At 38.3% G+C, this 17,973-nt stretch carries 15 protein-coding genes; 3 read left to right on the top strand and 12 right to left on the bottom strand.

Annotated features, from left to right (window positions below):
- Positions 1–50 precede the first annotated feature (50 nt).
- Positions 51–905 (bottom strand): 16S rRNA (adenine(1518)-N(6)/adenine(1519)-N(6))-dimethyltransferase RsmA, encoded by an 855-nt coding sequence (gene rsmA / locus HMPREF0873_RS00135; protein WP_004697159.1) that lies wholly within the window; start codon positions 903–905, stop codon positions 51–53.
- A 13-nt stretch (positions 906–918) separates the two neighbouring features.
- Positions 919–1,446, bottom strand: a complete 528-nt coding sequence (rnmV, locus tag HMPREF0873_RS00130; RefSeq protein ID WP_004697202.1) for a ribonuclease M5 — start codon at positions 1,444–1,446, stop codon at positions 919–921.
- Between the two features lie 106 nt (positions 1,447–1,552).
- On the opposite strand from rnmV, the gene HMPREF0873_RS00125 reads away from it, so the two are divergent.
- The 3 genes from HMPREF0873_RS00125 (at position 1,553) to msrB (ending at position 4,805) form a co-directional block, all read left to right on the top strand.
- Entirely contained in the window at positions 1,553–2,491 is a 939-nt protein-coding gene (locus HMPREF0873_RS00125) for a LysR family transcriptional regulator (protein ID WP_004697127.1), read from the top strand.
- A gap of 253 nt (positions 2,492–2,744) precedes the next feature.
- On the top strand, positions 2,745–3,866 hold the full coding sequence (locus HMPREF0873_RS00120; RefSeq protein WP_008713602.1) for a 5-methyltetrahydropteroyltriglutamate--homocysteine S-methyltransferase: 1,122 nt from the start codon (positions 2,745–2,747) through the stop codon (positions 3,864–3,866).
- Complete coding sequence (msrB, locus tag HMPREF0873_RS00115) at positions 3,867–4,805, top strand: peptide-methionine (R)-S-oxide reductase MsrB (protein WP_004697196.1); 939 nt, start codon at positions 3,867–3,869, stop codon at positions 4,803–4,805.
- Between the two features lie 122 nt (positions 4,806–4,927).
- On the opposite strand, the gene HMPREF0873_RS00110 is transcribed toward msrB, so the two are convergent.
- The 10 genes from HMPREF0873_RS00110 to HMPREF0873_RS00065 form a co-directional block, all read right to left on the bottom strand.
- On the bottom strand, positions 4,928–5,905 hold the full coding sequence (locus HMPREF0873_RS00110; RefSeq protein ID WP_004693280.1) for a 3D domain-containing protein: 978 nt from the start codon (positions 5,903–5,905) through the stop codon (positions 4,928–4,930).
- A gap of 425 nt (positions 5,906–6,330) precedes the next feature.
- Positions 6,331–8,448 (bottom strand): polyphosphate kinase 1, encoded by a 2,118-nt coding sequence (ppk1, locus tag HMPREF0873_RS00105; protein ID WP_008600549.1) that lies wholly within the window; start codon positions 8,446–8,448, stop codon positions 6,331–6,333.
- Positions 8,438–10,003, bottom strand: coding sequence for a Ppx/GppA phosphatase family protein (locus HMPREF0873_RS00100; protein ID WP_008713601.1), 1,566 nt, complete (start codon positions 10,001–10,003; stop codon positions 8,438–8,440). Before HMPREF0873_RS00100 ends, ppk1 begins: the two co-directional genes overlap by 11 nt.
- Positions 10,003–11,550 carry an exopolyphosphatase gene (gene ppx, locus HMPREF0873_RS00095; RefSeq protein WP_008713600.1) on the bottom strand — a complete coding sequence of 516 codons (1,548 nt, stop codon included), beginning with the start codon at positions 11,548–11,550 and terminating at the stop codon, positions 10,003–10,005. Before ppx ends, HMPREF0873_RS00100 begins: the two co-directional genes overlap by 1 nt.
- Before the next feature lie 222 nt (positions 11,551–11,772).
- The gene (locus tag HMPREF0873_RS00090; RefSeq protein WP_008713599.1) at positions 11,773–12,543 is read right to left on the bottom strand and encodes a TatD family hydrolase; all 771 of its coding nucleotides are present in this window, start codon (positions 12,541–12,543) and stop codon (positions 11,773–11,775) included.
- Positions 12,543–14,489 carry a methionine--tRNA ligase gene (gene metG / locus HMPREF0873_RS00085; RefSeq protein ID WP_008713598.1) on the bottom strand — a complete coding sequence of 649 codons (1,947 nt, stop codon included), beginning with the start codon at positions 14,487–14,489 and terminating at the stop codon, positions 12,543–12,545. Before metG ends, HMPREF0873_RS00090 begins: the two co-directional genes overlap by 1 nt.
- Positions 14,490–14,523: 34 nt before the next feature.
- Positions 14,524–15,372: a 16S rRNA (cytidine(1402)-2'-O)-methyltransferase gene (gene rsmI, locus HMPREF0873_RS00080; protein WP_008713597.1), complete on the bottom strand. Its 849-nt coding sequence runs from the start codon at positions 15,370–15,372 to the stop codon at positions 14,524–14,526.
- Complete coding sequence (locus tag HMPREF0873_RS00075; RefSeq protein ID WP_008713596.1) at positions 15,362–16,087, bottom strand: tRNA1(Val) (adenine(37)-N6)-methyltransferase; 726 nt, start codon at positions 16,085–16,087, stop codon at positions 15,362–15,364. Before HMPREF0873_RS00075 ends, rsmI begins: the two co-directional genes overlap by 11 nt.
- Positions 16,080–16,925 carry a stage 0 sporulation family protein gene (locus HMPREF0873_RS00070; protein WP_008713595.1) on the bottom strand — a complete coding sequence of 282 codons (846 nt, stop codon included), beginning with the start codon at positions 16,923–16,925 and terminating at the stop codon, positions 16,080–16,082. The genes HMPREF0873_RS00075 and HMPREF0873_RS00070 overlap by 8 nt, the downstream gene beginning before the upstream one ends.
- Positions 16,926–17,966, bottom strand: a complete 1,041-nt coding sequence (locus tag HMPREF0873_RS00065; RefSeq protein WP_008713593.1) for a DNA polymerase III subunit delta' — start codon at positions 17,964–17,966, stop codon at positions 16,926–16,928.
- Positions 17,967–17,973 lie beyond the last annotated feature (7 nt).

Raw genomic sequence — 17,973 nt, 5'->3', positions numbered from 1 at the left:
GCTTACTGGAATGATATTTTATCAGTCCAATAAGCTCTTTATGTATTATACTATTTGATTAATGCTGCCCATGCGTTGGCTACATCAGCAAATTCTTGAAGTGTAAAGGTCTCACCTCTTCGTTGACCATCAATATTTGCTTTTGCTAATAACTCTTCAATTCTATCTCTTGTTAAACCCGTTGTCTTCATCGTATTAGAGAATGTTTTACGGCGTTGCGCAAAACCAGCTTTCACAACGCGAAAAAATAGTTTCTCATCAATCACATCTACAGGTGGTTTATCACGCAATACGCAACGGATAACAGAACTTGTCACCGCTGGAGCTGGCAAAAAAGATTTAGGCGGTACATCAAGAACAATATCTGGTTCCGTATAATACTGAACAGCAACAGATAATGCGCCATAGTCCTTTGTACCGGGCTTTGCTATCATCCGTAAGGCCACCTCTTTTTGCACCATCACAACTAGACGTTCAATAGGTAATTTACTTTCCAACAAAGACATAATAATAGGTGTTGTAATATAGTATGGCAAATTAGCAACCACTTTAAATGGTTTATGATTCATAATCGTTGGCACATCAAGCTTTAACACATCACCATGAATGATACGTACATTGTCATAAGATGCCAATGTCGTATCTAGTACCTCCAATAAGCGACGATCTAGCTCGATAGCCGTTACATCTGCCCCACTTTGAGCTAAACCTTGTGTCAAGGTACCAATACCAGGGCCGACCTCTAGAACAGGTTCTCCCACGGTTAATTCCGCAGCATGTACAATTTCATCGACTATACCTCGCTTAATAAGGAAGTTTTGTCCTAGCTTTTTGCTCATTTTAATATCAAAGCGCTTACATATATAATGCACAACCTCTGGGCTTGCAATTACTGATTCTAACATCTTAACTCCTATTTTAACAATTTACTGCCTCTTCATAAGCATCTCGGGTTATACCATAATGATTTAAACGGTATAAAAATTGCTTTCCATTACCGTATCCAATACCTAATTTAGCACCAATAACCGCTCGACGAGCTGCACTATCAGGCATACCAGACAATCCGTGACGCACTAAGTCCACCATAGTAAATTCGTTAGATGATTCTAGAGATTCTACGTGTAATGTAGATAGAGCCTTTCTGATTGACTCTGGAGATGCTTGTTCTATGCCAATATCATCATTTGCAAACGCTTCGTCACGAGGCACAAAAGCATGTTGTGCATTAGGGAATTTTTTAGTTAAAACGCGTCGGATTCGCTCCCCTGCTGTATCAGGATCAGTTAATATAATAATGCCACGTTTCTCATAGGCAACGCGAATCATATCGATAACACCTCTTCTGAGGGTAAATCCTTCTGTAGCAATGCAATCAGCGTCTACAGCTTGAGCGATACGTTGTATATCAGATTTTCCTTCTACGACAATGACTTGTTTTAACATATATCCCCCTTTTATTCTATTAATACATTGTAACATATATATAACATTGCTTAAATACTTATAATCGAGTAGTATTAATAGTGTAATATATAAAAGGAGGCCAATTATGACCTTACAACAATTAAAGTATGTCACAACAATTGCCAATATAGGCAGTATTAGTGAGGCAGCCAAGAGATTATTTGTGTCTCAACCGAGTCTCACCAAGGCTATTAAAGAACTAGAGAAAGAAATGGGTATTACCATTTTCGATCGTACTAATAAAGGAATTACCGTATCTAAAGAAGGGGAACGCTTCCTCGGCTATGCGCGCCAAGTGTTAGAACAAGCAGCCCTTTTAGAGGAGCAATATAAGAGCCAAAGCGGTGGTAAAAAACAATTTTCTGTATCTACTCAACATTACTCCTTTGCAGTCAATGCCTTTGTAGAGCTTTTAAAAGGTGCTGAAATCGACCAATACGATGTATCCTTACGAGAAACACAAACCTATGAAATCATCGATGACGTAGCTCATATGAAGAGTGAAATTGGCTTACTCTATTATAATGATTTCAACCGTCCTGTATTAGAAAAATTAATTCACACTAACGAATTAACCTTTACTGAATTATTTACGGCCCATCCTCATATCTTTATTGGTAAAACGCATCCATTAGCCCATAAAGAGGTAGTCTCTATGGACGAATTAGAGGAATATCCATATATTTCCTTTGAGCAAGGCGATCACAACTCCTTCTACTTCTCTGAAGAAATCTTCAGTACCGTAGTGCGCCCAAAACATATCCGTGTTCGCGATAGAGCATCTTTATTTAGCCTATTACTTGGCCTTGATGGATACACTGTATCTAGTGGTGTAATCGATAAAGAGGTAAATGGTGAAAATATCATTTCCGTTCCACTTGCCGAAGAAGGTTTAATGCACATTGGCTACATTACTAATAATAAAATGCAACGCAGCCGTTTAGGTCAAGAATATATCCACGCTCTAGAACAATACGTTAGTAATTACGGTAGACATATTCAATTACCAGAAAACAAAAAATAATTATATATCATATTATTTATAGAGCGATACAACACTATTGTTCAATTTAGATGTATCAGATAATCCATAAAGAAGGCACTCTCTATTTTAGAGAGTGCCTTCTTGGGTATAACTTAAAGCATAAAATCACTCATAGACATAACTTTAAACTATATACAACTCAAATATATTGATATTTTTATATATAATCATACTTAGCTATAATTAACCTATCAAAATTATCGGTTTAATCGTTTATATAAGGAGGATTATTATGTCCAAACATACAGCACCATTCCACTTTGATATCGTAGGTTCCTTCCTACGCCCAGCAGAATTAAAAGAAGCACGCGAAGCTTTTAATAAGGGAAATATTACTCGAGAAGAATTAACAGCCGTTGAAGATCGTCTTATTACAGACCTCATTCAAAAACAGAAAGCAGCTGGCCTACCAGTGATTACAGATGGCGAATTCCGTCGTGCCTATTGGCATCTAGGCTTCATGTGGGGCTTTAACGGCGTAAAAGAAATTGAACTGGAACACGGTTACAAATTCGTCGGTCAAGAAACAGCGCCAGGTTCCCTCGCCCTTACTGGCAAAATTACGGGAACAAACCACCCATTCGTTGAACATTTCAAATTTGTAAAACAATTTGAAGACGAAAATACTACGGCGCGTCAAACGATTCCTGCTCCCTCTCAGTTTTTGGCAGAGTTATTCCGTGAAGACAATGGCATTACAACGCGCTCCTTCTATCCAGATTTAGAAGAATTGATTCAAGATATTGCTGCCGCCTATCGCCAAGTAATTAAAGACCTTTACGATGCAGGTTGCCGCAATATTCAATTTGATGATTGTACTTGGGGTATGTGTTGTGACCATGCTTACTGGACAGGTCGTCAAAAGGATAAAAGTGTAACCATTGAAGGTGAAACCGCTAAATATTTACGTTTGAATAACTTAGCTCTTGAAGGTCGCCCTCACGACTTAGCATTTACTACACATGTATGTCGTGGTAACTATAACTCTACATGGGCCGCTAGTGGTGGGTACGAACCTATTGCCCCTATCCTATTTGCCAAGGAAAATGTAGACGCTTATTACCTAGAATTTGATGATGATCGCTCTGGAGGTTTTGAGCCATTGCGTGAAGTTTTTCCTAATAAAAAAGTTGTATTAGGTCTTATCACATCTAAACGCCCAGAGTTAGAAGATAAAGAAATCATCAAAGAACGTATCAAAGAAGCTACAAAATATATTCCACTTGAAAGACTTTGTTTATCTCCTCAATGTGGCTTTGCTTCTTGTGAAATCGGCAATCAATTGACCGAAGAAGAACAATGGGCTAAACTCGCATTAGTCAAAGAAATAGCTCATGAAGTTTGGGGTGATTAAATGAATGAACATACTATATATTTAGGCGGTGGTTGCTTCTGGGGCCTTCAAGGGTATATCAAAAAGATCTCCGGTGTCCTTTCTACCGAAGTAGGTTATGCCAATGGTCCTACAGAAAATCCAAGTTATGAAGATGTATGCCACAATAGCGGGCACGTAGAAGCTCTCAAGGTCATTTACGATGCTGATATACTATCTTTAGATCACTTAATTCAATATTTTCTACGTGCTATTGATCCCTTTAGTGTCAATAAACAAGGTGGTGACGTAGGCATTCAATATCGTACGGGTATTTATTATACTGATCCAACCGATAAAGCCGTTATTGAAAGTACCTTAGCACGTGCTCAAGCCTTTGAAGGTAAACCATTTGCTATTGAAGTATTGCCTTTAGAGAATTACTACTCTGCTGAGGAATACCATCAAGATTACTTAGACAAAAATCCTAATGGCTATTGTCACATTCCATTGGGGTTATCTGATGAACCACTCATCGATGATAATACATATGCTAAACCTTCCCAGGAAGATTTAGAGGCATTAACGCCACAAGAGTTTGAAGTAACTCAAAACTCTGCTACAGATGCACCTTTCAGCCATGAACTAACAGATGAGTTCAAAGCAGGTCTCTACGTAGATATTACAACTGGAGAACCCCTTTTTGTATCAGCCCATAAATTCGATTCTCATTGTGGCTGGCCTAGCTTTACTAAACCAATAGCTAAAGATGTTATCAAGTATTACCAAGATAACTCACATGGTATGAATCGCATAGAAGTTCGTAGCCGCATCGGTAATGCTCATTTAGGTCATGTATTTGAAGATGGTCCTAATGGCTCTCTTCGCTACTGTATCAATGGATCATCTTTACGATTTATCCCTAAAGATGAATTAAAAGGTACAAAGTACGAATATCTAATTCCATATATTGAAGACTAAAAAAGGACGCCTTAATCATAAGGCGTCCTTCTACTATATCTATTATAATTGAATATTACTGAGCTAAGTAGGTCCAATAAAAAGAGGATATATCTTATAGATATACCCTCTAAATCATCATATTAGTCCAAAACGTACACTGTAACGTCTTGGCGACCAAAGTCCATAGCCTCCCCATAAGAGTCCATTACAAGGTCGATTTTGTTACCTACTATAGCACCACCTGTATCGGCAGCAATAGCTTCACCGTAACCAGGAATAAATAAACGTGTACCCAATGGAATAACATCTGGGTCTACTGCGGCAATGCCACGTACTGCAGGTAGACCCGTAGCGGTAATACCAGCACCATCACCATCGCCAGCAAGATAAGCAGATGCTTCCATTACGATAGCGCGAGATGCACGTCCTGCTACATTACGAGATGTAGTCACCTCACGAGTGCCCTCTTTAATAATTGTAGGTACCATTGCACGTTGTGTTACTTTAGATACATCATTAGTTTTAATAACTGTACCATTACTATATAGTGTTTCACGTTGTACTCGTTCTAAGCCAGGTTGACCAACTTGAACAACCTCTTCTTCGCCCTTAGCCATAGTATCATCTTTTTGACGAACCACTTCAACAGCAACCTCTTGATCTACTGTAGATAGAGAGCGGCTTGTTACTTGAGCAATTGTTATACGTGTACCACTTAAAACAGATCCATTTTCATCGCCCACTACTACATAGTTAGGTGCTTTGAAACCAAGCTCATTAGCAACACCTTGAGCAGTTGTTTCTGTAGTGAATACAGCTCTTGTTTTACCATTTACAGTTACATAAACTGGAATAGCACGAACAACCGTTAAGGTTGTTCCATTTTGAACTGTAGATGAACTAGAAATAACTTTATCGTTTGGATTTAACTTAACCCCGGCATCGCGTACAATGCCTTCGTTAGAATTTAAATGCGTTCTAACAGTGTGTGCTGCACCATCTACCATAACGGTAACGGTTTTATCATTATAAGAAAAACCGGTCATGGTTACAGCTGTTACAATCAATCCGGCAACAACAGACGAAATATATCGCTTGTGTGTCTTATGAATTCTCATGTTGTAATCCCTCCTGTAATGGTATTATTCTACTACAGATAGATACAACCTGTCAAACGCCGTAAGTTAACAATAAGGCAAAATCCTTTATAAATACTGAATTTATAACAGTTTGTATTTTGTATTTTTTAATAAAAGTCCACCGTATGCGTACATATCGATATTTTTAAATACTATACAATATATTCCGAATTGTGTACATATATACAATACTAATACCACATATAGTATATACAGATTTTTTATTACTAAATTTGTATTTTTATGTGTTTTTCAATTGTTACCAATATTTTCTAGAATACTCAAAACTTCACTTTACCCTCATTTTTAAATGTATAAGAAAGTAAAAAAGCCCATATAATGGGCTTTTTATATGTTATGTAATTGTATTAAAATTCATTACCTAATATATTAAGGTTTCTTCATCATCTATTCATTTTTAACATCGGTTGTAACCGTTCAATGACCGTCATTGACTCTCTGTGTTCATGCTCAATAGCAGCTTTCATTAGCTCCTCTTGAGCAGATATAGGATTCTCTCGATCATTGATTTTATGATATGAACCATCTGCTCTCATAAAATGAGCTTTTAATGTATCATCTAAATATAAATCTAAAATACTTTTTACCCGTTCTTTATGGCGTTTATCTTCAATAGGAATCATAAGCTCTACACGTTCATTCAAATTTCGAGGCATCCAATCTGCACTAGATAGGTACAGACTTTCATTCCCTCCATTACGGAAGTAGAACAAACGATGATGTTCAAGAAAACGCCCCACAATAGAGCGTACTGTTATATTATCACTAACACCGGCAATGCCAGGACGAAGCGTACAAATACCACGCACGATAAGATCGATACGAACTCCAGCAGAAGAAGCTTCATACAACTTAGCAATGACCTTTTTATCGAGCAGAGAATTCATCTTACCAATGATATAGGCTTCTTCCCCATTCTTAGCAAACTCGATTTCACGGTCAATAAGTTCCATAATTTTTTCACGTAAATTTAAAGGCGCTACAATAAACTTATTCCAAATCGGTGGGTCAGAATATCCAGAAATCAAGTTAAAGAAACGTGACGCATCATCACCATACTCATCATTACAAGTAAATATACCACAATCAGTATACATGCGAGCTGTTTTACCATTATAGTTTCCCGTTGCTAGATGGACGTACCGCCTAATACCATCCGTTTCCCGGCGTACCACCATAGTAATTTTAGAGTGTGTCTTAAGACCTTTTAAACCATAAATAACATGACATCCCGCTTTTTCGAGTCGACGCGCCATATGAATATTGTTTTCTTCATCAAACCGCGCCTTAACCTCCATAAGGACGGTTACTTGTTTCCCATTATCTGCCGCTTTTATTAAGGACGCAATAATCGGAGAATCCCCACTAACGCGATATAATGTTTGTTTAATAGCCAATACATCAGGATCTATAGCTGCTTGTGCAATAAATTGCTCAACCACTGCAAAAGATTCAAAGGGATGATGAACAAAAAGATCTTGCTTCCCAATAATAGAAAATAAGCTATCACCTTCATGATCAACTAATTCACTAGGAATCTTAGGATCAAACGGTTCATATCGGAGCTTATCATAACCAGGATAGTTACAGAAATCAAAGTACATACGGCAATCCAAATGTCCATCAATGCGATATACGTCCTTTTGCTCTAATTCTACACTTGTAAGAACAAAGTCTAATAAGTGATCCTTTATCTCTCCACAAACTTCAAGACGTACCGCATCACCACGACGGCGACGCCGCAAGGATGCCTCTACTTCAGATAGCAAATCTGTTGCTTCTTCCTCATCTATTTCAAGGTCTGCATCACGTGTAATACGGAAAACCATATAATCTTCAATACCATAACCTTGGAAAAATTGATTTGCATAATAAGTAATGACATCTTCTAGATAAACAAATCGATGTTCCTTATTGCCACGGCTTGGAACTTCAATGATTCGATCTAATACAGATGGTATTGGCAAGATAGCAATCTTGTAATCCTTAGTCCCATCCTCTTGTATTTGAAAGATACGTACAATTGCATTAATGGTATGATTTGTTAAAAATGGAAATGGGTGCCCCGAGTCAACAGCCAATGGTGTTACTACGGGGTATATATGTTCCTCAAAATAATGGCGTAGCCAGGCTTTTGTTTTTACATCTAGTGTATCAGGATGGGTAAAGAAAAAGCCATGAGCCTCTAGTTCAGTCAATACATTATTTAAATACGTGCTTTGCATGGAAACAAGACGTTGTACAGATTCATCAATCGCCTTTAATTGTGCTTTTGCATCCATATGAGCCGCATCATATTTAACAATGCCATTCACAACTTGATGGCGTAAGCCAGCCACTCGAATCATAAAAAACTCATCTAAATTAGAACTAGCAATAGCAATAAAACGCAACCGCTCCAACAGCGGAGTATTTGGATCTATGGACTCTAATAGTACACGCTGATTAAATTTTAGCCAAGATAATTCACGATTAAAATAATATTTAGCATTACTGAACATGGCGGTCACCTCCTCTTACAAGCATAAGTTCCATACCAAATACTTCTGTAAAATATTCAGCATCTCGATTAAACGTCCACCATTCTAGAGAAATATCCTCATTAGTGCGACAGAATACATACAATACATTATCGCGCTCTTCCAATATAACATCTGAGATTTCTTGGTTACTCCCTGCATCGAGAGCACAGGCCACACGAATGATAGCTACTAACTTTGTAACTTGAATCTTTTGTAATTCTGTCAAGGAATTAAAATATGTATCATCATCAGATGGAGTTCCCTTATAGTGATAAAATACGACATTTGCAACTACTTGTTTTTCTTCTTCTGAAAGCCCGAAAATATCTGTGCCCATCACAATATGATACGCATGCTCTCCATGGTTTCGTAAATTAACAAACTTGCCTACAGAACACAATATAGCTGCAATGCGGCATAAGTAACCCCACCGCTCCGGTAAACCTTTATGGCGTAATGTTTTACAGAATAAAGAACTGAAACGTTCCACCTCAGCATCATGAATGCTGTCAGTATGATATCTAGCGGCAACAGCACGAGCTAATTGAGCATTTTGCTCACGCAATTGGTACATAAAGGGATTATTTTCCGCCTCAACTCCATAGAACCAGCTTATTCCTTGAGAGAAGGAGAAGCTACTAAAAATCAACGATTTAGGCTCTATAGCCGTTATAATTTCATTAAACAAAATCATAGTAGGCATCAAAATATTGGCCTTATATTCAGGTAGTCTATATCGATTGATCAACTTAGTGGCCGTTACACCATCAAAGGATTTGATGAACCCCTTAAAACGTTCTGGTTCAATGGTAATAATATCATCCTTATTACTGCCATCTCCCATGAGGCGCGCCATATATTGAGCTTCATCGCCTGATAAAATGACACTATTAATATTGAAAGTTTTAAGCTCTTCCCGCAATGGGCCTATCATGCGATGTAAATACTCGGTAATAGCCATTGGAAACGATGTAGAGGAACGTTGGTTGCGATTAAAAGATTCCATAACACGCAAAGATCCGCTATGCATATTGCGCTGGAATAATAAGCTTTCACCACGCCAAACGGTTAAACCTACACCACCAGAAGTGATATCAAGAAATAATGTTGCCTTTGTAGGATCCGTCAAGCGGTACTGATTAGTCATCTTGTAATATAGCAGGGCATATTTGTAATACACCTCTTTAGGCATGTCGATAACCTCAACACGCATACCTGTTTGAATATAAATTTGGTCGAGAATACTACGACGATTAGCGGCTTCACGTATTACAGTAGTACCATATAATCTAGAGCGACTCACACCGTAATCGGCCATTAATTGTTTATATCCCTTTAGGATATGACAAATTTCCTCAATTGTTTCAAAACTCAAACGAGAGGTTTGGAATAATTCTTCCCCAAAGGTTACCTCCCTAGCTGCATAATCTATAACGCGTACATCATCGATGCCCTTGTATTCTAAAATAGTAATACTCATGCTACTGGAGCCTACATGTAGCACTGCATATCGTAACGCTTTTGGTAATGTCATTATGCCTCCTTACGAGCTTCCTTCCACTCTATTTCTAATGTTTTCTTGAATTCTTTTTTAAAAGATTTTCCTAATTTCTCTACAGCCGCTTTTGTGACACTTATATCGCGACCGTTCAAATAGGTTACTACTAATAGTACACTAGTATATTTTAGATTCACGGATAAATGGCGAATGAATTGTTCATGACTTTCATCAAGAGCTTCAGCCAAGGCTAAAATAATAGATATTTTTTGTCCTAACAAACGCTGTTCTTGATCTAACAATTTACCGTATAAGAAGTTTTTATACTCTTTTGGCGTCAAACCATGAGAATTCATAACAAGGAACGCACTGAAAGCTTGTTCAACATGGGAAAGCCCATATAAATTACTATTGACAAGCATATAGCAGCCGTGTCGGGCATGACTATAATAATTAATCCGTTTACCAATATCATGTAATAAGCTAGCCGCAATCAAACAACGTCTTGTATTTTTATCAGCTCTATGAAGTGGTTCTAATTCATCATACAGTTTAATAGCTAAATCTGTAATATATTTAGCATGAACTAACTCATGTTTAGTCATACCTAATAATACATTCTCTGCAGAATGTACTAAAATATCATCAATAATAGAGTTACCACCTAAGTAGTGTGCTCCATAATAGTCATAAAATAAACCTTCTCGCAAACCACACCCACCAACAACGAGTGTTTTAGTATTTACGTAGTTAAATAATTCTTCTACGATAGTAAGGCCGGCAATAATAATATCAGCGCGCTCCGATGATAAACCACTAATCTTTTTGCGTTCCTCTAGAGTTTTGCCTTTTACTTCTTCCAAAATTTCATGAAATCTATGATATGGAATTTCATAATTATGTAGCTTTGTAATAGGATAAGATAACTTGCGTTGATCCATTTTAGCAATATTACGAGCAGTGCCACCGATACCAAGAAGCGGTAATTTCACATTGCGAAGCCATGTATGTTCCTTAATCGTTTTCTTTACAACTTTCGTCAGTTTATCAAGTTCTTTAGGAGTATATTCATCCCCCTTCTGATATGTGCCTGTTAAGGTAAGGGCCCCTATCGGCAAGCTCACCGATTTTGTAATATGACGATTTCGTACAAGGGTTATCTCGGTACTGGCACCACCTAAATCAAAAATAATAAAATCCTTAAGTCCAATGGTATTGATAACGCCAAGAAACCCCAGGCGAGCCTCTTCTTCACCAGCAATACATTCTAAATCCAAACCCGTTCGTTCTTTTACGGATTTAATAAAAGTATCCCCATTTTTAGCCAAACGTACTGCTGCGGTAGCAACAGCTTTAATCGTATTTGCCTCCATTGCATCAGCCATGTGTACAAAACCTTTTAGAGCACGCAAGGAACGTTCCATGGCTTCTTCGGTCAATTCGTGAGTTCCCCACATATTCTCACTGAGACGCACACTTTCTTTTTCTTGATATATCAGTCGATAACTACCAGTCTTAGAAATTTCATATATGACAAAACGAACTGAGTTCGATCCTAAATCTATAAATGCAATACGTTTCATGTTGCTATCCTCATCTTACTTCTGTTCAGTCTGAATATACTTTAGTATACCATAGAAAAACGCGATTCTCACCGATAAGGGAGAACCGCGTTTTATAATTTATAATTTATAATTCTAATTTACTTTTATCGTGTATTCTAATACTTTAGCATAGAAAATCTTAGTGATTAGAATCCAACAAATATTTTATTCGCTAATAATCTTATGAACTAGTTTCTACATTTACTCGATGCCAAATACTCGTTTACCATTATTAAAAGCAATTTCACAAAACTCATCTACATCGAGCCCTTTAAGGCTTGCAATTTCTTCTGCCACAAACTGAGTTTTACTTGGATCATTTCGACGGCCTCTAAATGGTGGTGGTGTCAAATACGGTGAATCGGTTTCAATGAGGATTCGTTCTAATGGCACTTGTCTTGCCACGTCCTTAAGATTTGTAGACTTAGGAAATACTACAGGACCTGCAAAGGAAATATAAAAGCCCATTTTAATGGCTTCTTTTGCCATCTCCCAGCTACCAGAATAGCAATGGAAAATGCCCCAGTTATCCTTCCCTTCATTGCGCAAGATATTCATAATATCACCATGTGCATCGCGGTCATGGATAATAATCGGGAGATCTACTTCACGAGCAAGCTCTAACTGACGAATAAATACGCGTTTTTGTGTTTCACGGTCAGAAAAATCATAGTAATAATCTAGTCCAATTTCACCAATAGCACGTACCTTATCATTGTTAAGAGCTTGTTCCTTATAAAACTCGTAGTCTTCTTCTGTAAAGTCCTTTGATTCATGGGGATGAGTCCCTACAGCAGCATATAATTGATCGTACTGTTTAGCCAAAGCTAAACCAGACTCAACGGTACCTCTGTCAACACCAGGAATCATAATATATTCTACACCTGTATCAAAGCAGGCTTGTAACATCTCATTACGATCATTATCAAAGCGCCCATCATTTACATGAGCATGTGTATCAAAAAGTTTCATTATTTAACCACACTTCCTGCCGGTAATGATTCGATATTTGTTACCTCTAAATGTTCTTCCCAATCAGAGGCGGACAAAATCATACCATAAGACTCAATGCCCATCATCTTTTTAGGAGCCAAGTTAGACAAATAGATTACCTTTTTACCAACCATAGTCTCCGGTTCATAATATTGGGAAATACCACTTAATACGGTGCGTTCTTCAATACCGATATCCAATACAAATTTCAACAACTTCTTGGACTTAGGCACCTTTTCACAGCTTATAACTTTAGCTACACGAAGATCGAGTTTCTCAAAGTCATCATAGGTAATATTTTCTTTTAATGGTGGAATATTAGATGTATCTACAGCTTCTTCAACTTCTTCTGTAACAACTACATCTACCATTTCAGGAACTTCAAAACGTGGATAGATAGGCTCACCTTTTACAACTTTAGTACCTGTTGCCAATAATCCCCAAGTTTTAGCATCTTCCAACGTAGCCGCTTCAAAACCTGTAAGCCCTAATTGTTCCCAGATTTTTGGAGCTCCTACAGGAATTACAGGGCTTACTAAGATGGCAATGATACGCAATGCCTCTGCCAAGTGATACATAGCAGATTGCAAGCGCGCTTTATCATGAGCATCTTCAGATTTAGCCAATACCCAAGGCATTGTTTCATCAATGTATTTATTCATGCGACCAATAAAGGACCATACAGTTTTGATAGCTTTATTAAGCTCCATATTTTCCATCGCCGCTTCAAAATCTTTTGCAGTTTGAACGGCTAATGTAGATACATCACGATCCAAATCATCCATATCATCGCATTTTGTAATCACACCACCATGGTATTTTTCAATCATCGCAATAGTACGGTTTAATAAGTTACCTAAATCATTAGATAAATCTGCATTAATTTTTGTAACGAAGTTAGGTAACGTAAAGTTGCCGTCATTACCTAACGTAATCTCGCTTAATAAGTAATAACGCAAAGAATCTGCACCATATGTATCAATCAATGGGATTGGATCGATTACGTTCCCCAAGGATTTACTCATCTTTGTACCATCTACAATCATCCAACCGTGTCCAAATACCTTTTTTGGTAATGGCAACTCAAGGCTCATGAGCATCATAGGCCAAATAATTGTATGGAAACGTACGATTTCCTTCCCCACTAAATGGAGATCTGCAGGCCAGTATTTTTTATATAGTTCACCATCACCATCAAATGGAGAGAGTGCACTAATATAGTTCACTAATGCATCGAACCAAACATATACTACATGTTTAGGATCAAATGGGACCTTGATTCCCCAATCAAAGGATGTACGAGACACCGCCAAGTCTTCTAGACCTTGCTTTACAAATTGAATCATCTCATTACGACGAGATTCAGGCTGAATAAAGTCAGGATTCTCTTCAATAAACTTAAGCCATTGATCCGTATATTTACCGAGTTTGAAGAAATAACTTTCCTCTTTAACACGCTCTACAGGGCGACCGCAATCCGGACAAGTATGATTAGGTCCTAGCTTCTGCTCTGTCCAAAAAGTTTCGTCCGGTGTACAATACCAGCCTTCATATTCGGCTTTGTAAATATCGCCCTTCTCATAAGCTTTTGTAAATAACGCTTGAACAACCTTTTCATGACGTTCATCGGTAGTCCGAATAAAATCGTCATTGGAAATATGCATTTTTTCCCACAATGCTTTAAAACCATTTACAATATTTGTAGTATATTCAAGAGGAGTAATGCCTTGTGCTTCTGCAGCACGTTGGATTTTTTGGCCATGTTCATCTGAACCGGTCAAAAAACGTACATCATATCCTGCTAATCGTTTAAAGCGTGCAATTGTATCGGCTACAGATGTACAATACGTATGACCAATGTGCAACTTAGCACTTGGATAATAAATAGGTGTCGTAATATAATACGTTTTCTTTGTGTCTCCCATGATGAGCCTCCTTCTAACCTTCGAATGGGAAGGTTTAACGTTCTACAATATTATATACATCCCGGCGGGAAACGTTAAAACGCTTTGCCACCTGGCGAATAGCTTCTTTTTTAGGTACCCCAGTATCTACAAGGGCTTGCACAGCATCTTCATAAGATACTGGTTCATCCAACACTTCACAAGTATCGGACTCCACTGTATCAGCACCGCTTACGATGAGGACGAATTCACCTTTATAGGTGAGCTGTTCTAAATCCTTTATAAGGCTTTCTAGATCGGTGCGTACAAAGGTTTCAAACTTCTTCGTCAATTCCCTTGCCACCGTTATAGAGCGATTACCAAAGACTTCATACATATCTTGTAAAACCTCTTGTAATCGATGCGGGGCTTCGTAAAACAGCAAGGTTCCCGTCACTTGTGAAAGTCTTTTTAATTCTTCAATACGATGTTTTCCCCGTTTAGGCAAGAACCCTGCAAAGGTAAAGGATTTAGTATCTAAACCTGATGCAATAAGTGCTGTTAACGCCGCATTGGCTCCTGGTAATGGAACTACAGCTATGCCTTCTTCAATGGCCTTTGTTACAAGGTCTGCCCCTGGATCAGAAATAGCAGGCATACCCGCATCACTAACGCAAGCAATCGACTGTCCTTCTAACAAAAGCTCCAAAATATAAGCACCTTTTTCCTCCTTATTATGTTCATGATAAGAAATCAAAGGCTTTTTAATATCAAAATGTTTTAACAATATGCCCGTATGACGTGTATCCTCAGCCGCGATAGCATCTACCTCACCCAAAATACGAACAGATCGATACGTCATATCTTCTAAATTACCAATCGGTGTAGGCACCAAGTATAATGCGCCCCATTCATTATCGTTCATACCAAGAGGACACCTCCTTCGTGTACACATTCGTTTTTTTGTAAACGATGAGTGGTGGCTCAAGTACAAGACCTGCCTGACCTTGAAAAATAGACTCTATCAAAACTAATTTTGCTGGTTTATCTAGCATACCATGAACAAACCGAATTCGTTTTGCTTGAAAGTTAAACCTTTCTAGTTCATGTAATACATATTGCAACCGACTAGCACTATAAATCATCCACAAGCGACCTTTACATTTAATAAAAGACTGTACCGCTTTCAGAACATCACATAAAGTTGTATGTCCATCATGAAGTGCTAAAGTACGCTCTTCAGATGTAGGCTTTGCACCGCTTTCACAATCATAAAAAGGGGGATTAACAATAACACCATCAAAAGGCTTATCTTGTATATCTCGATATGTCATATGCCGATAATCACCACATAACATATTTACCACATCTTGTTTACGATTATGTTCTACGCTACGCTTAGCCAACTCAACGAGAGTTTCATTAATTTCTATACCTGTAATATGACCTGCCCCTAATGACGTACCTATAAGCGGCATAACCCCTGACCCCGTTCCAAGATCAACATAGGTATGACGACCATTAAAACGACAAAAATGAATGAGTGCTATGGCGTCAAAGGAAAAGCGAAACATATCAGAACGCTGATAAATCTGTAAGCCATCGATAATTAAATCATCAAGTCGTTCTTGATCATTCATCAGGCAATGCCACCTCGGACCATTTCAAATCGATAGTACGGCCCGCTTCGAGCTGTACCTTTACAGTATGTTTATGATGATTTACCTTTAAAACTTTACCAATACCTTCATCGGTAACAACCTCCTTACCAATGCCAGGAGGTGCTATATCTTGAGGAGATTGAGTGCGTTCCTTCTTCACATATAGGTCGCCACCTTTTTTATATAAATCATCTTCGTAGTTAAGACAACACATCAATCGACCGCATACACCGGAAATCTTCGTAGGATTTAAGCTTAAATTTTGATCCTTTGCCATGCGAATCGATACAGGCGTAAAGTCACCTAAGAAATTTGAACAACACAAAGGTCGACCACAAGCACCGATACCATTTAGTACTTTAGCCTCATCACGGACACCTACTTGGCGTAACTCGATGCGCGTTCTAAATATAGTTGCCAAATCTTTAACGAGCTCACGGAAGTCAATACGGCCATCTGCAGTAAAGAAGAATATAATCTTATTCATATCAAATGTGTATTCCACATTAATAAGTTTCATCGGTAACTTGCGTTTTTCAATTTTTTCGAGACAAATTTCAAAGGCTTTTTCTTCGCGCTCTTTATTCTTCTCGATTTGTTTCAAATCCTTAGACGTCGCCTGTCTAATAACAGGCTTAACAGGGGCAACAACAGAATCTTCATAGACCTCTTTAGGTCCAATCACAACTGTGCCATATTCTACACCACGTGCTGTTTCAACGATAACTCCATCCCCAACGGATAGTTCTAATTGTTCAGGCTGAAAATAATAAATCTTTCCCGCCTTTTTAAAGCGTACGCCAACTATGGTTAGCATTTAATCCTCCTCCCGAGCATCATGAAGGGCGATACTAAGACCGTCCACCACGAGAGCGGTTTTTATATGTAAGCACAAAGCCCGTTCTGCTTGCAATGTTTCGGTAATAACCTTAGCCAATGCTTGCATAGACCAGCGCGGTAATAATCGTAATAATTGAGTTTTGTATATAGGTACTTGTAATTGCGTGTCTTGAGCCCCCATTTTAAGAGCCATCATATCTCTACTTACAAGGCGTAGCCAGTGCATCAATTCCGTTAAGCTTTCACGAGATAAGCTTTCACAAGCTAAGGAAATCATAGAAAACCATCGCGTTTCAAAAGCTAATATGTCCATCACCTTAACGGCTAACTCTAGCATTTCAATGCGCCCTTGTGTCGCCAGTTTTTCCACCAATTGTGGATTACCATGACCAGCTAATAAAGCCTGTTCTATATCACCGGTAATTCCACGCGCTACAAGAGCGGTGCGAATCGTATCTACATCAACACTGTTAAAACCAACTCCCATACATCTAGAAATGATGGTAGGCAATACGGTGTTAATCTTGTTCGTAATAATGATGAAGTACACCTGTTCAGGTGGCTCTTCAATGGTTTTCAGCATAGCATTTGCCATGACTGCATTGGCTGTGTGAAAGTCCTCCACAATGACAACGCGGTTCCCATTGCCCGCCACAGACAGATGATCTTGTAATAATGAATACCACTGCTCTACCTTTAAGGTTGTTTTCATAGGGCGAATCCAAAAGGCATCACCCTTATCCATATAGATAGGTAATCCTTCGGCTTCGATACGTTTTTCCGTATCCCCATTTGCTAAACGGGCTTCCTTAACCTCTGCTAAATAAGATTCCCCCTTAGGTTGAGAGAATACTTGACGCCCTAGTAATAAAGACGCTAGGCCTATGGCCATATCTAGCTTGCCAAGACCAGATTCGCCATGAAACAAGAGACTATGAGGTAATGCATTACGACTTACAAGTTCAGATAGGTGTGCCTTAATCGAATCTTGACCAATTATAGAATCAAAATATGTCATAGCGCCT

The organism is Veillonella sp. 3_1_44 (assembly GCF_000163715.1).
GTDB classification, from domain to species: domain Bacteria; phylum Bacillota; class Negativicutes; order Veillonellales; family Veillonellaceae; genus Veillonella; species Veillonella parvula_A.
This window is presented reverse-complemented; position numbering and strand designations above follow the sequence as displayed.

What these genes read in the sequence shown, in the direction of transcription:
- rsmA (WP_004697159.1), bottom strand. Translation starts at nt 905, where the DNA reads ATGTTAGAATCAGTAATTGCAAGCCCAGAGGTTGTGCATTATATATGT.
- rnmV (WP_004697202.1), bottom strand. Translation starts at nt 1,446, where the DNA reads ATGTTAAAACAAGTCATTGTCGTAGAAGGAAAATCTGATATACAACGT.
- HMPREF0873_RS00125 (WP_004697127.1), top strand. Translation starts at nt 1,553, where the DNA reads ATGACCTTACAACAATTAAAGTATGTCACAACAATTGCCAATATAGGC.
- HMPREF0873_RS00120 (WP_008713602.1), top strand. Translation starts at nt 2,745, where the DNA reads ATGTCCAAACATACAGCACCATTCCACTTTGATATCGTAGGTTCCTTC.
- msrB (WP_004697196.1), top strand. Translation starts at nt 3,867, where the DNA reads ATGAATGAACATACTATATATTTAGGCGGTGGTTGCTTCTGGGGCCTT.
- HMPREF0873_RS00110 (WP_004693280.1), bottom strand. Translation starts at nt 5,905, where the DNA reads ATGAGAATTCATAAGACACACAAGCGATATATTTCGTCTGTTGTTGCC.
- ppk1 (WP_008600549.1), bottom strand. Translation starts at nt 8,448, where the DNA reads ATGTTCAGTAATGCTAAATATTATTTTAATCGTGAATTATCTTGGCTA.
- HMPREF0873_RS00100 (WP_008713601.1), bottom strand. Translation starts at nt 10,003, where the DNA reads ATGACATTACCAAAAGCGTTACGATATGCAGTGCTACATGTAGGCTCC.
- ppx (WP_008713600.1), bottom strand. Translation starts at nt 11,550, where the DNA reads ATGAAACGTATTGCATTTATAGATTTAGGATCGAACTCAGTTCGTTTT.
- HMPREF0873_RS00090 (WP_008713599.1), bottom strand. Translation starts at nt 12,543, where the DNA reads ATGAAACTTTTTGATACACATGCTCATGTAAATGATGGGCGCTTTGAT.
- metG (WP_008713598.1), bottom strand. Translation starts at nt 14,489, where the DNA reads ATGGGAGACACAAAGAAAACGTATTATATTACGACACCTATTTATTAT.
- rsmI (WP_008713597.1), bottom strand. Translation starts at nt 15,372, where the DNA reads ATGAACGATAATGAATGGGGCGCATTATACTTGGTGCCTACACCGATT.
- HMPREF0873_RS00075 (WP_008713596.1), bottom strand. Translation starts at nt 16,087, where the DNA reads ATGAATGATCAAGAACGACTTGATGATTTAATTATCGATGGCTTACAG.
- HMPREF0873_RS00070 (WP_008713595.1), bottom strand. Translation starts at nt 16,925, where the DNA reads ATGCTAACCATAGTTGGCGTACGCTTTAAAAAGGCGGGAAAGATTTAT.
- HMPREF0873_RS00065 (WP_008713593.1), bottom strand. Translation starts at nt 17,966, where the DNA reads ATGACATATTTTGATTCTATAATTGGTCAAGATTCGATTAAGGCACAC.